Raw genomic sequence first — 14,421 nt, 5'->3', positions numbered from 1 at the left:
GCTCTTCTATAAAAGAAGGTCAAAACCAACAAAAAAAAACCTTTCAAACGAAGTGAAAGGTTTTTTTCTGCTGGGTTTATTCTTTGTATTCCGCTGCCTTTTCGTCAAATAAATCGTCGACAGACCAGTAGCGTTCTCCTGTGTCATAATTAAAGGTAAGGATGGTTGCGCCTTCCTCAATTTGCGGTAGTTGCTTTGCAATGGCAGCTAGAGAGGTTCCCGTTGAGATTCCTGCTAAAATTCCCTCTTCTTTAGCAATGCGATTCGTATAGTCAAACGCCTCCTCTTTGTCAATGGTAATAACTCCATCAAAAATAGCCGTGTTAACTACCTTGGGTACAAAACCTGCACCAATGCCCTGCAAAGGGTGAGGACCTGGTTGTCCGCCACTTAAAACAGGGGAGTTCTTCGGCTCTACGGCATACACTTTTAGGTGGGGAAACTTTTCTTTCAATACTTCGGCAACACCCGTAATATGTCCCCCTGTACCTACACCGGTGATCAAATAATCAATCCCCTCTGGAAAGTCATTGATGATTTCCATGGCCGTTGTTTTGCGGTGGATCTCCGGATTAGAGTGATTGTTGAACTGTTGGGGCACCCATGCATTGTCCATCTGCTCTGCCAATTCCGTCGCCTTAGCAACCGAACCTGCGGTTCCTAATTCTCTTGGCGTAAGAACGAATTTAGCCCCATATGCCGCCATCAATTTTCGCCTTTCAATACTCATAGATTCTGGCATAACCAAAATTAATTGGTAGCCTTTTACAGCACATACCATCGCTAATCCAACACCTGTATTCCCAGACGTAGGCTCTATAATGGTTGTGTTTTTATTGATGATGCCTTGGGCCTCCGCATCTTCAATCATCGCCAAGGCAATGCGATCTTTTAAACTTCCGCCTGGATTTTGCTTTTCTAATTTGATCCATACCTTATGCGTGGAGGGAAAGAGTTTGTTGATCTTTACATGAGGCGTACGTCCGATTGTTTCTAAAATTGTCGTTGCTTTCATATTCGTTTTTTTTTGGCTGTTATATAATAAAATTGATAGGTTCTGGATAGTTTTCCGTGAATTTTGAATAGACTTTACTCTTGCTGTAAATGATAGAGTGGGGGGCTACGCTTTTGGTTAACCACACATTTCCTCCAATCACGGAATCGTGACCGATAATCGTGTCTCCACCCAATACAGTTGCTCCGGAATAAATCACAACATTGTCCTCAATATAAGGATGACGACGTGTATTCGCCTTGTCTTTTGATACAGAAATAGCGCCTAAAGTTACGCCTTGGTATATCTTTACATTGGTGCCGATGATACAGGTTTCACCAATTACGATACCTGTTCCGTGGTCAATGCAAAAATGCGAACCAATGCTCGCCGCAGGGTGAATGTCTATACCCGTTTTGTTGTGGGCATATTCCGTCCAAATACGCGGTAATAGGCGCACCTGCTGCTGCTGTAATTGATGGGCAAAGCGATAAATAGCAATCGCATAAAATCCCGGATAGGCAATGTGAACCTCTTGTAAACAAGTAGCTGCAGGGTCATTTTCTAATATGGCCGTCGCATCTGTATTTAACAAAGCGTAAATCGAGGGTAGTGCATCAAAAAAATCACCGGCAATCTGAAGCGATCGCTCTTCGTTATTGTTGATGCTAAACAGAATGGAAACCAATTCATTCTTTAGCGTATTGAGCCTGATATTAATCGCCTGCTCGGAGTGATAACGCTTGTCTTCTAATTGAAACAAAAAGTGAAAAAGCGTATCAGTGAAGTTTTCCATCCTCTTTTTATCTAAAAAAGCAGTGGTACTTTCGTTTTTATATACTAATTCTTGAATAAAATTCATGTCGATTTAGATGCTTATAGTTAAGAAATGATTGATCTCGTGTTTGTTTTGTTGGGTTAATTTCGCCGCCTTTCTCGGCCTTTCGCGCTCTCCCCATTGCGCCAGTGCCTCTAGTACGGGGAGCAAAGACCGCCCCTTCTCACTCAATTTATACTCAATAAGTACTGGTGTTTCCGTAATGATGCGCTCTATGAGGTGTAGTTGCTCTAACGCCTTTAGTTCACTGGTCAGCATTTTACTGCCAATTTTAGGTAGCTGTTGTTGCAAGGTAGAATAACGAGCGCGATCTTGTTGAAAGAGCACCGTTAAAAGCGGAATACGCCATTTTCCGTTAATGCTGTTTAGCGTATGTTGAATGTTTTCCAAATGTATAAGGGTAGACATCTTTGGTTTCTTTAATGAAAGTTACTTCCTTTTGGGAAAGCTAATGTAATAAAAAGCATAGAACGCACAAATAGCTTAACGTTATTTTAGTATATATTTCCACTAAATGTGACAAAATATAGATTTATTAGTAGTATAAATATACTCATTGAGAATAAAGGGTATCTTTTTGGGATAATAATTGTTAAAAAAGAAGGGGAGGCTAGAGCGATTCACTAAATTAATCAGTATCTCTGGTTTAAGAAAGTGTGAGAGCTAGGTTCTAGTTCTCATAAAGAATGAATAGTTCTTTGTGTGTTTGTTTTGAAATAGATTTATTTTAAGATTTCTTTTGAGCGGCTACTTGTAAGGAATTTGGTTTTGTTGTTTTGTTGTTCTATTTCAAATGGGAAAGTAACAGATACAAAGATACTATGATACCAGAGAGTGCCCTTCTAAAGGCACTCTCTATTATTTTACTACCTCATAAAAAAGGTAAGTATTCGAACTTCTTCGTATGTACTGTAAGTCATACAACCTTATAACCTTTACGAATCGCGCAGAAGCACTTTATTATTTAGTCCCCAACCGTTGCTTTTGCGTTTGATCGTATGGGAATTTCCACTGCCTTTTTGTCTTAGTCTTCTGCTAGTGCTTCTGCCTAATTGATCGACAGTGATTTTAGATTGTTTCTATAGGCTTCTAAAATATCCGATTTCAGGATATAGCCCACGTATTGCTGATCTTGTTGTACCAATAAAAAATCCGCTTTTTTCAAGTCAAACAGCTGAACCATATGCTTGGTACTATCGGCATAAGACACCGTGATTGCTTCTTCAATCAGGTCGGAAAGGGGGGTATATTTGGTCTGAAACGAACTAAATACAACGGGACGAACGTGATTGAGGTTAATCACTCCTACTAGGGTTTGATCCTCCTTAATTACCGGAATAAACTCCTGTTGGGTTTGAGTAAAAATGGTCACAGCATCCTGAGTGGTCTGTGTGGATTTTAGTAAGTGAATGTCGTTGCGAATAAAGTCGTGTACATTAATGGTCGATAAAATATTGGAATCCTTGTCTGAGGTGAAAACCATGCCTGTTTCGGCAATGGATTTAATGTCCATGGAATATTTCTCCATGTTTTTGGCAATGGCAAAGCTAATGGATGACACAATGAGCAGGGGAACCATTAGTCCGTATCCTCCTGTTATTTCTGCAATTAAGAAAATTCCCGTCAGCGGTGCGTGAAACAATCCACTGATCACCCCTGCCATACCGACAACGGTAAAATTGTGAATGGGGATATCTTTTACTCCAAGGAGAGAGAAGAATTTGGCCAAGGTAAAGCCGAGGTAGGAACCCACAAAGAGGGAAGGGGCAAAATTACCTCCATTACCACCACTTCCCATGGTTAATCCCACGGCAAAGGTTTTTACTAAAGCTGCACCGGCTACGAAGAGCAATAACACCCATTCATTGGTTGAAAAATTTCGCAACAGTGTATTGTTGAGGATGGTTTCTGGGTGATCTCCAGCGAGTATTTTGATGCTTTCGTATCCTTCTCCAAATAGAGTGGGGAATAGAAAGATTAAAACGGCTAACATCGTTGCCCCAATCAAGGCCCGTTTATAGACGTGATTGGTGAATTTGGAGATATAGGCTTCTGTTCGTCTAAACATACGGGCGTGATAAACACAGAAAAAACCTGCCAATATTCCCAACACCACGTAATAACCTGTATTGAAGGTGTCGAAAACGAGTTGTTTTTTGAAGGAAAGTAGGATGTCTTCTTTGATAATGAGGTCCGTAACAATGGTTCCCGTTGCGGAAGCAATCATAATCGGAATAAAAGCAGAAACAGTAATATCTGCTAAGACAATTTCAATGGCGAAGAGCACACCGGCAATGGGTGCATTAAAAGCCGCAGATATACCCGCGGCAACCCCACAGCCTAGGAGTAGAATGCGGTCTTTATAGCTGAGCTTGTAGTTTTGTGCAAAATTAGACCCAAAGGCCGCCCCAGTAATAGCAATGGGAGATTCTAATCCCAATGATCCTCCCATACCTACCGTTAAGGAACTGGTAACGATTTGGGAGTACATCTGCTTTTTGGGCATGATTCCCGAGCGCTTGGCAACGGCAATCATAATTTGGTATGTCCCTTTTTCAATGCTGCCATTTAAAAATTTGCGCACCACAAATACCGTGAGTAAAATCCCAATAATGGGCAATATACTATTGGTATAGGGCAAATGAGAAATGTTGTCAATATAGGTGGCAAATTGGAAAACCGCATGGGCAAAGGACTTCAATACCGTTACGGCAAGGGCACTGGACGCACCTACCAAAACACAAGATAAATACAAAAATTGGCGATCTGAAAGGACCGACTTTAAAAAAAATAAAATACCTTCTGCATACCGAAAGGTTTGCTTAAAATAGAACGCAATACGTTTTTTACTCCAAATTTTCATCTTGCAAAAATAGCCTAAATAGTCATACAAATAGGGGTGGTTTTAAATATTTTTTTGTGCTAAAAAGCGGTTAAATAGCAGTAAAACGTGGTGAATCTTGAATGAATGAAACATGGGCTTCTAATTCTTTGAAAAATCGAATAAAGTCTGCCTCCATGATGTCGTAGTACAAAAGGAGTTCTGTCGTAGCCCTGGACATTTTCGAAATCCCCTTAGTCCTGCGGTCCATTTGTTGAAGGATATACCCCAAACCATCGACGGTTTCATAACAAGTAAACCAATTCTCCCGAATCATAATCGGCAAGAAATTTTGAACTTTAGCGGGTAAAAGAGCAACGTTATCTTCTAATAGCGCATAAAACCTAGCCGCGTACTCCTCAAGGGGAACCTCGTGATAATCTAACCAATTCTTGGCGAGAAAATGATCGTAATACATATCAATGATGACAGCAGCATAGTGGTTGTAGGTCGGAACGAGCAGTTTCTTATTCTGACGCCAAATGGCATGCGTATCGGTAAAGGTATCTATTTCACGATGCAAGAGTATGCCGTGTTGAATGCCCTTTGGATAGTCTACGTACTGTTTGCCCCGAACGCTATCTGCTATGAAATTGCCAATCGCTTTCTCCTGATCCGCCCCCGATAAGTATACATGTGCTAAAAAATTCATTTTTGTGCTTTACCTTCAAATTTACGCTTTTTTAGTTTAGTATTTCAAAGTATAAGCAATTGAATTGTTTTATATTTGTTGTAGAAGAATTAAAAAAACAAACTATGACATTGATCAAATCAATTTCTGGGATAAGAGGTACGATTGGAGGAAAAGTAGGATTTAATCTAACACCAGTAGATGCTGTCAAATTCGCTTCGGCTTATGGGACATTCATTAAAAACCAAGCAGCAAAAGAACAAGTAAAAGTAGTAATTGGACGCGATGCTCGTATATCAGGGCCTATGATCCATAACTTAGTGGTTTACACTTTGGTAGGATTGGGTATTGATGTCGTTGACTTAGGATTGTCGACCACGCCAACTGTAGAAATTGCCGTTCCTATGGAACAAGCAGACGGGGGAATCATTTTAACAGCTTCTCATAATCCAAAACAGTGGAATGCCTTAAAATTACTCAACGCAAAAGGGGAGTTTTTAAGTGGCGCTGAAGGGGAAGAAATCTTAGAAATAGCAGAAAAAGACGCTTTTATTTTTGCGGAAGTGGACCGTTTAGGAACGATTACCCCTAAATCAGACTATATGGATATTCACATTGAGGAAATTTTAAAACTAAAATTAGTCGATGTAGAAGCAATTAAGAAACGCCAGTTTAAGGTTGTTGTCGATGGTGTAAACTCCTCAGGGGGTGTGATTATACCCGCTTTATTGAGAAAATTAGGTGTAGAAGTAGTGGAACTGTATTGTGATCCAACGGGGCATTTTCCACACAACCCAGAGCCATTAAAAGAACACTTACACGATATTTGCGCTTTAGTAAAAGAAGAAAAAGCAGATTTAGGTATTGTCGTGGATCCCGATGTAGATCGCTTGGCGTTTATCTCAAATGACGGTGAAATGTTCGGGGAAGAATATACCCTGGTTGCCGTAGCGGATTACGTATTGAGTAAAACTCCAGGTAACACCGTTTCTAATTTGTCGTCTTCTCGTGCCTTGAGAGATGTAACCCTAAATAGAGGAGGAAACTATCAAGCAGCAGCAGTAGGTGAGGTGAATGTCGTAGAACTGATGAAAGCGACAAATGCTGTAATTGGCGGTGAAGGAAATGGAGGAATTATTTATCCTGAAATTCACTATGGACGCGATGCCTTAGTTGGAGTAGCGCTCTTCTTAACTCATTTAGCGAATCAAACGCTTACGGTGGCAGAATTGAGAGCAACCTATCCGCAGTACTATATGAGCAAAAATAAAATCGAATTGACACCTAAACTAAATGTCGATATGATTTTAGAACTAATTGCTGAAAACTATAAAAATCAAGAGGTTACCACTATCGATGGGGTGAAAATAGACTTTCCAACGAGTTGGGTACATCTGAGAAAATCAAATACAGAACCGATTATTCGCATCTATACGGAAGCTCCTACTCAAGAAGAAGCTGACGGCTTAGCCGCTCGTATGATGGAAGAATTGCGCGTGATTGCTGGAATTTAACTGTAGATTGGTGAATGGTGGTAAGTGGTAAGTAGTAAGAGGTAAGTAGTAAGAGGTAAGTAGTAAGAGGTAAGAGGTAAGAGGTAAGAGGTAAGTGGTAAGTGGTAAGTGGTAAGTGGTAAGTGGTAAGTGGTAAGTGGTAAGTGGTAAGTGGTAAGTGGTAAGTGGTAAGTGGTAGTCACCACTCACTATTCACTACTCACCATTCACTACTCACTATTCACTACTCACTACTCACTACTCACTACTCACCACTCACTACTCACCACTCACTACTCACCACTCACTACTCACCACTCACTACTCACTACTCACCATTCACTAATTAACAATTGCTGCCGAAATCGGCGTATTACTGTGCACAACAATATACGTAGAAATGGCATAGTAGGCTTTGTTTTCTGGATTATTGGCCGTCCATGGTTCTAGTGCATAGTTGAATTTCACGGTTTTGTTTTTTACATCACCGGATAGCTGATTGATATAAGGAGTAACCACCATGCCTGGACACCAACCTGCGCGATCTGGTTTCCAGTTTCCTGGTGCTTGATTGTTGATTGGGTTATCTGCACATCCAATCGGCCCCATATAATGTTCGAAAGCATTGGTGCCATCCAGTTGTATGTGATGGGTTCTATAACACCACTCTGCACAAGCTCTTCCACCTGCATCATTGGGTGTCGCATGTCCCCAACCTGAAATGGTCGTTCTAAAATAAGCTAAATCCACGTTTTTAGGAAACGCAATTTCTCTCGATAGGTCTGTCGTTGTCGCCGTTCCATAAGGAACTCCATCTATAGACGATTGGTTGTATTGGTATAAAGGGGTTACAGCACTGTATTTGTAAGCTGTCTTTCCATAGATGAAATCAAAATCAACGCTGTATACACGTCCCTTAGCTAACCATGTTTCTGTATATATCTTTATTTCTGCATCTCCTGTTAATAGGGACTTGAAATCTGTAACATCAAATTCCCATCCTCTTTCCAATTTTTCCGATCCAACCCAATATGGCGTGATAAAACGACCAATTTCGTACCACTCATTCGTGGATTTGTTCTTTACATAGATATTGGCAAAGCGATCCCATTCATCACATTCTTTATTCGGACATGGATTTTGTACGTACATTTTAATCGTTTTTACTTTTTCAATATCCGTAGGAAAACTAAATGTTCCCTCTGCGCTTTGGGATAAACCATCGCCAAAACCTACTTTGACATCTTTAAAGGTTTTGAAATTGAAGGTCCCTTCTTTGATTGTTTCTTCTTCCTCTCCAGGCTCTACAGTTCTGTTGTTGTCCTCTACTATTGGATCCTCGCTATCGTCTGAAGAACAAGCTGTAAATCCTAAAAGTAAGCCGCAGATTAAAAAATAAGGGGCTAAAAATCGTTTGCTCATTGTGTTTTTTTTAAATGTTATAGAAATGTGAATATAGTTAAAAAAAAGTAAAAACAACAAAGTGAGACAGCTATTATTTAAGGAGACAAAATGTTTCTTGCACAGGGAGGACGACCTATGTATTTTTTTTATAAATTTAAGGGTACGTTTAAATTACTTCTTTATGGCAGCTGACCCAAAACGCTTGATTCCCAATTCTATTTTAATACAAATAGGATTTTTACTTTTAATCTGTTTTGTCTTTTATCTCTTAGCGAGTAACTTGGTGTTCTTTCTCCCCGGTTTTTTGGGAGCCTTGTGCTTATTTGTCTTGCTATTGTCACCCTATCGATGGATGACGCAAAAAAAAGGCTGGAACCAAAGCTTGTCTATTGTGGTTTTGATGTTGGGCAGCAGTTTACTCGTGCTAGCCCCTTTGTATCTATTAGTGCAAACCCTAACCAAAAAAGTACTTGTCGTCCTGCAAGACAAAGACAAGATTCAAGAGGGGATTGAATCTACGGTTCGCAGCCTAAGAGAGAATTACAACATTGATATTTTTAACGAAAATACAATTAGCAAAGCAACTGAAATTGGAACAGAGGCTTTTCAGACTATCGTCAATACGTCAGTGAATAGCGTTGTCGAAATTGCAGTTGCCTACTTAATGCTGTACTTTTTGCTGAAAGAATACAAACTGATACAACATTGGGTAACTGAATACCTGCCGATGAAGGCGAGCAATATAGACGAAATGAAGGTGGATATGAAGCGCCTGGTGGTTTCTAATAGTGTGGGAGTGCCGTTAACGGCTATTATTCAGGGAATTGTAGCTTTTGTTGGCTATTTGATATTCGGGGTAGAAGACGCCTTTGTGTTTTTCATCCTTACGGCTTTTGCCTCTTTACTACCCGTTGTCGGGGCAGCGATTATATACATTCCCTTGGTATTGATGATGTTGGCCAACGGACAGCAAGGAAGTGCCATTGGCTTGGGAATCTACTGCCTTGTGGTTGTGGGGACTTCAGATAATTTAATCCGATTTTTACTGCAAAAGAAAATGGCTGATGTCCATCCGTTAATTACCATCTTTGGCGTCGTTGTCGGAGTGAATATTTTCGGATTTATCGGTATTATTTTTGGTCCTATCTTGTTTTCTTTGTTCATGTGGCTGATTAAAATTTACTACCGAGAATTTGTAGGAATAGATTCGGTTAAAATAATTGAAAAATAGAATATCATGCAGCTTATTTATATTCATGGTTACGGTTCAAATAAGGAATCAAGAAAGTATATATTGTTAGAAAAGCAATTCATTACCTATCAAGCGAGTTGTTTAGAATGGACACCTGATACTGATTTCAATACCTGGCTGAATCAAGGACAGCAGACAGTTGGACCAGAAGAACCGCTACTTCTTATCGGTGATTCAACAGGGGCTAATTTTGCGTATCAATGGAAGGAAAAACGCAAGGCACTCGGGCTTCAAACTATTCTTGTTTTGTTGAGCCCTTTGTTGAACTATGAACATCGACTGAACAAAGCGTTAGTCTTTACAGCCAATTTGAAAAATAGCTTACTTGATATTTCCGCTCCAGAAGATGCCTTTCTTCTGATTGGAAAGCAAGATGAAACCTTAAACTTACAGGTGTTAAATCCGTATCAATGCATCAATAGTGAGATAATGTATATAGAGGATTCCCATCGCTTACCTTTATTTGAGCAATATGTACCACTTATTGCAGATTATGTAGAACGACAACGACTGATTTTAACCAAATAAAAAGCAGAAACGATTGGATTGAACTATCTTTGTTTTTGCAATCAAATGAAACAGCGAGACTATGAGTGGAAATACCTTTGGCAAATACTTTAGCTTAACAACCTTTGGGGAATCCCATGGAGAGGCATTAGGAGGCATCATCGATGGATGTCCTTCGGGTGTGGTTTTGGATATGCAAGCTATTCAACAGGAGTTGGATAGGAGAAAACCCGGACAATCTACCTTGGTAACCCAACGCAAAGAAGCCGATGAAGTGAAGTTTTTATCGGGTATTTTTGAAGGAAAAACAACGGGTACGCCTATTGGTTTCACTCTAGCCAATACTAATTCAAAATCGCAGGACTACGACCATATCAAAGCGGCCTATCGACCTAGTCATGCCGATTATGTGTACGATAAGAAGTATGAGATTCGCGACTATAGAGGAGGGGGGAGAAGTTCCGCTCGAGAAACTGCATGTCGCGTGGTGGGTGGTGCAATTGCCAAACAGATCTTAGGACGAGTAAAGATTACCGCCTATGTGTCAGCAGTAGGGGATATTCGCGTGGAAAAACCATATACAGCTCTAGATTTTCAAGCGATTGAGTCCAATGCTGTGCGCTGCCCAGACCCACAAGTTGCACAAGCTATGGAGGAGTTAATCCGACAAGTAAAGAAGGAAGGCGATTCTATTGGAGGTGTCATTAGCTGCGTTGTTCAACAGGTACCCGTTGGATTAGGTGCGCCTGTATTTGATAAATTAGACGCTCTTTTAGCTCAAGCTATGTTGAGTATCAATGCTGTAAAAGGAGTGGAGTTCGGCAGTGGATTTGCAGGCACTACAACTAGAGGAAGTCAACACAACGATTTGATTTTGCCAGATGGAACCACACAAACCAATCACGCAGGGGGGATTGTCGGCGGTATTAGCAATGGAATGGATATCTACTTTAACGTCGCCTTTAAACCAACGGCAACTATTATGAAAGACCAACAATCCATCAACGCCAAGCACGAAGTTGTAACCGTTCAAGGAAGAGGACGCCACGACGCCTGTGTGTTGCCAAGAGCCGTGCCTATTGTTGAAGCGATGACGGCCTTAACCCTTTTGGACTTAGTAATCGAACAATACGGCAAAGCCGGATGGAAAAACTTTCAGAAGTTGTAATTTGTGAGGTTTGTGCTTTGCTCTTCGTGAGGTTTGCTTACGCTAAAGCTTGACGAATTGAAAAAAACAAGACAAAGAACAAAGAGCAAAGAACAAAGAGCAAAGAACAAAGAGCAAAGAACAAAGAGCAAAGAACAGAGAGCAAAGAACAGAGAGCAAAGAGCAAAATAACAAAAAAAACTATTCTTGAAGCATATAACCTGTCCCTTTGATGGTGTGAATTAACTTGCCTTTGGTCTCGTCAATTTTATTTCGAATATAGGAGATATAAACATCTACTACATTGGTATTGGTATCGTATTGAATGCCCCAAACTTGTTCTAAAATCTGGGTTCTCGAAATTACGCGTCCTTTGTTTTCCAAGAGATACAGCAAGAGCTTGTACTCTTTAGGGGATAAATCAATAATTTTCCCTGCTTGGGTGACTACGTGTTTCTCCGGATCTAGCTGCAAATCCCCACAGAGGTAATACTTCGTTTTGTTCTCGTAGTTGAACTTGGTTCGCCTCGTCAACGCATTGATTCGGGAGAGCAATTCACTAAAGTGAAAAGGCTTGGTCAAATAGTCATCCGCCCCCCCATCTAATGCGTCTATTTTATCTGTTGTATCACTCAATGCACTAAGCATGAGGATAGGTGTATAATCCTTTTTAAAGCGAATCATCTTCGTCAGTTGAATCCCGTCTATATCGGGTAGCATAATGTCCATGAGAATTAGATCCCAATCTCCATTAAGTATGTACTTTCGGGCCTCCTCTCCCGATGAAGCCAATTGTACATGCATCCCTTTTTCTTCTAATCCTTTGACTATGAATTCGCTAATTCGCTTGTCGTCTTCAACTAATAATATATTCACTACTTATTGTTATTTGAATTTGATTTCATAAAATCAGAAACCAGATACGCTATTAATTTGCCCACGAGGTGATTATTGGTTGGATAATCAAGCGTAGGTGCTCCTTCGCAAATGTGTAAGTAAGCCACATTGGACGATTCGGCAAAGAAATGCAGAAATTGTCGAGTTCGCTCTGCGGAGAACCCCGTAGGGGTAATCGCACTACTGGCAATTTGTGGAATCGCATCCAGGTCGATCTCAATACCGTAAAAACCACTGTCAATGTGTTTTTTAGCAAGTAGCAATTCATTGCTAAACGATTTGTCTTTTCTGATGTTTATTTGTTCGTATGTATTGTATTTCACGCGATCGGCATGCAGCTTAATCGCGCTAAAAATACCTTTAGAGGTATAGTTTTCGTGTAGGCCAAAAATGAAGTAGTTCTTCAGGAATCCCTCTTCAAAAGCATAGGAAAAACCGTTGCCACTGTGTCTGCCTTCTAGCGGTCTAAAATCAGTGTGTGCGTCAAAGTTGATGGCGTTGATGGCTTTTCCTTTGGCCAAGGCAGTTCCCTTGATATTTCCATAGGCATTGTTGTGTCCGCCGCCAATGACAATGGGAATTTTATTTGCTTTTACAATCTTCGCAATCAAATGAGAGACTTCCTTATCCAGAAGCTGAACCAATTCGAATAAGCGCTTGCGATCTGCTTTATTTGCGGGATCCAAGTGTTGGGCTTCTTCCATCTCAGCGCCAAAGTCAAGATGACCCAAAACGGTAACCCAATACCCTTTGTTGAAGCGATTGTGCTGAATATTTAAAAAGGTAGCAATGAATTTGTCCCAAGCCGTTGCAGCTCCAGGACGACCAAAATTCGCTTTTACACCGATGTCTTCCGGAATTCCCAACACTACGTATTTACTTTCGTTTTGCGCGAGTTCCTTCTCCCAATCTGATGTATTTTGAATCAGGTGAATGCGTTCTCCTAATTTGATCTCACCATTTCTTAAACTCGTCAAGGCAAGGAGGCGATCTCTTGTGAAAAATGTAAGCTTAGCTTCTGTCATGTCCCAGTGTTTTTTGGTGTACTTGTGTGTTAATTTTTATAAGGTTGAATTTGACCATTTAAGATAACCGTTCCAATGGGGTTACTGCCAAAAGCATACGGTATTTCGTAAAAAGAATGCAGCGGTTTGCTAATGATCACGCTGGCTTTTTTACCCTTGGTAATACTGCCATGTGTTGCTCCCACTCCCATCGCATAGGCTCCGTTAATCGTTGCCGCATTGATCGCCTCTTCTGGGGTAAGCTTCATTTTAATACATGCTGTTGCCACTACAAAGTTCATATTGCCTGAAGGAGTTGTACCCGGGTTGGAGTCTGAGGCCAACGCTAAAGGCAATCCCGCATCTAGCATTTTTCTAGCAGGGGTGTAGGGAATAGAAATGAAAAACGAACAAGTAGGCAAGGCTACAGGCATTGTACCGCTATTTTTTAAAACCTCAATATCAGCATCCGTGACAATCTCCAAGTGATCGACCGAAAGGGCGTCGTGTTTTACACAGGCAGCAATACCGTCAATCGCAGTAAATTGATTCACGTGAATCTTCGCGCGTAAACCATATTGTTTGCCCGCTTCCATAATACGCGTTGTTTCTTCTACAGAAAAATAACCCGTCTCTAAAAAAGCATCGATGTATTCCGCTAGATTTTCTTTTGCTATAGCTGGAATCATTTCGTTGACAATCAAATCAATATAACCTTTGTGGTTGTCTTTGTATTCGCTTGGGAAAGCATGTGCGCCTAGGAATGTAGCCTTGATTGCAATCGGATACTGCTCTTTTAATCGCTTGATCACACGCAACATTTTGAGTTCTGATTCAACCGTTAAGCCATAACCCGATTTTATTTCTACCGCTCCCGTTCCTTGAGCAATTACTTCCTCTACACGGTATTTTGATTGTTCGTATAGTTCTTCCTCGCTTGTTTCTTGTAGTTTTTTGGCCGAATTGAGAATACCACCTCCACGATTGAAGATCTCTTCATAACTCAATCCGTTTATGCGATCGACAAATTCTAAGGTTCTATTGCCCGCATAGACCAAATGGGTATGGCTATCCACCCAAGTAGGTAAAACTACACAACCTTGGGCATCAATTACTTGGGTATTGGATTCATCCACTGCTGGACAAGCTTCCATCTGGCCGTAATCCAAAATGTATTCGCCTTCAATTAATAAAAAAGCATCCTCTATTTTAGGTAACACTTTCATCGCTTCCCCTGCAATCAGCTCTACGTGTTCCGCTCTGGTTTGAAGTAATTCTTTTATGTTTTTTATTAAAATTCTCATGGTGTTTACTTATTTTTTTTGATTGCTATAAAAGTACGGTTTAAAAATGTTATATATTTAAACAAATTT

Annotated in this window: 13 protein-coding genes; 4 read left to right on the top strand and 9 right to left on the bottom strand. The window is 40.5% G+C overall.

Translation table 11 applies throughout. From position 1 onward, the window contains the following. Window positions 1–76: 76 nt before the first annotated feature. The 5 genes from cysK to H4K35_RS06805 form a co-directional block, all read right to left on the bottom strand. Window positions 77–1,015: a cysteine synthase A gene (cysK, locus tag H4K35_RS06825; protein ID WP_182626638.1), complete on the bottom strand. Its 939-nt coding sequence runs from the start codon at window positions 1,013–1,015 to the stop codon at window positions 77–79. A gap of 19 nt (window positions 1,016–1,034) precedes the next feature. Continuing rightward, the gene (locus tag H4K35_RS06820) at window positions 1,035–1,862 is read right to left on the bottom strand and encodes a serine O-acetyltransferase (RefSeq protein ID WP_182626711.1); all 828 of its coding nucleotides are present in this window, start codon (window positions 1,860–1,862) and stop codon (window positions 1,035–1,037) included. After that, complete coding sequence (locus H4K35_RS06815; RefSeq protein WP_182626637.1) at window positions 1,863–2,240, bottom strand: helix-turn-helix domain-containing protein; 378 nt, start codon at window positions 2,238–2,240, stop codon at window positions 1,863–1,865. A 640-nt stretch (window positions 2,241–2,880) separates the two neighbouring features. After that, window positions 2,881–4,695, bottom strand: coding sequence for a chloride channel protein (locus H4K35_RS06810; RefSeq protein WP_182626636.1), 1,815 nt, complete (start codon window positions 4,693–4,695; stop codon window positions 2,881–2,883). 70 nt (window positions 4,696–4,765) lie between these two features. Next, on the bottom strand, window positions 4,766–5,365 hold the full coding sequence (locus H4K35_RS06805; protein ID WP_182626635.1) for an ACP phosphodiesterase: 600 nt from the start codon (window positions 5,363–5,365) through the stop codon (window positions 4,766–4,768). 104 nt (window positions 5,366–5,469) lie between these two features. Between H4K35_RS06805 and glmM the strand changes: the two genes are divergently transcribed. Beyond that, entirely contained in the window at window positions 5,470–6,858 is a 1,389-nt protein-coding gene (gene glmM, locus H4K35_RS06800; protein WP_182626634.1) for a phosphoglucosamine mutase, read from the top strand. 321 nt (window positions 6,859–7,179) lie between these two features. On the opposite strand, the gene H4K35_RS06795 is transcribed toward glmM, so the two are convergent. After that, window positions 7,180–8,259, bottom strand: coding sequence for a peptide-N-glycosidase F-related protein (locus H4K35_RS06795; protein WP_182626633.1), 1,080 nt, complete (start codon window positions 8,257–8,259; stop codon window positions 7,180–7,182). Window positions 8,260–8,422: 163 nt separating this feature from the next. Between H4K35_RS06795 and H4K35_RS06790 the strand changes: the two genes are divergently transcribed. From H4K35_RS06790 to aroC, 3 genes are all read left to right on the top strand, one after another. Continuing rightward, window positions 8,423–9,472 carry an AI-2E family transporter gene (locus H4K35_RS06790; RefSeq protein WP_182626632.1) on the top strand — a complete coding sequence of 350 codons (1,050 nt, stop codon included), beginning with the start codon at window positions 8,423–8,425 and terminating at the stop codon, window positions 9,470–9,472. Window positions 9,473–9,478: 6 nt separating this feature from the next. Next, window positions 9,479–10,021 carry a hypothetical protein gene (locus tag H4K35_RS06785; protein WP_182626631.1) on the top strand — a complete coding sequence of 181 codons (543 nt, stop codon included), beginning with the start codon at window positions 9,479–9,481 and terminating at the stop codon, window positions 10,019–10,021. A 61-nt stretch (window positions 10,022–10,082) separates the two neighbouring features. Next, a complete protein-coding gene (gene aroC / locus H4K35_RS06780; protein WP_182626630.1) occupies window positions 10,083–11,168 on the top strand; it encodes a chorismate synthase in 1,086 nt (361 codons plus the stop codon). 180 nt (window positions 11,169–11,348) lie between these two features. Here aroC and H4K35_RS06775 read toward each other — a convergent pair whose 3' ends face one another. The 3 genes from H4K35_RS06775 to hutI are packed head-to-tail and all read right to left on the bottom strand — an operon-like array spanning window position 11,349 to window position 14,352. Beyond that, window positions 11,349–12,023 (bottom strand): response regulator transcription factor, encoded by a 675-nt coding sequence (locus H4K35_RS06775; RefSeq protein WP_182626629.1) that lies wholly within the window; start codon window positions 12,021–12,023, stop codon window positions 11,349–11,351. After that, the gene (locus H4K35_RS06770) at window positions 12,023–13,069 is read right to left on the bottom strand and encodes a formimidoylglutamase (RefSeq protein WP_182626628.1); all 1,047 of its coding nucleotides are present in this window, start codon (window positions 13,067–13,069) and stop codon (window positions 12,023–12,025) included. Before H4K35_RS06770 ends, H4K35_RS06775 begins: the two co-directional genes overlap by 1 nt. A gap of 29 nt (window positions 13,070–13,098) precedes the next feature. Then, window positions 13,099–14,352 carry an imidazolonepropionase gene (gene hutI / locus H4K35_RS06765; RefSeq protein WP_182626627.1) on the bottom strand — a complete coding sequence of 418 codons (1,254 nt, stop codon included), beginning with the start codon at window positions 14,350–14,352 and terminating at the stop codon, window positions 13,099–13,101. Window positions 14,353–14,421 lie beyond the last annotated feature (69 nt).

Origin of the sequence: Myroides sp. NP-2, assembly GCF_014145665.1 — a bacterium.
GTDB lineage: Bacteria > Bacteroidota > Bacteroidia > Flavobacteriales > Flavobacteriaceae > Flavobacterium.
The sequence above is the reverse complement of the archived record's forward strand: the minus strand, read 5'-3'. Positions and strand labels throughout refer to the sequence as shown.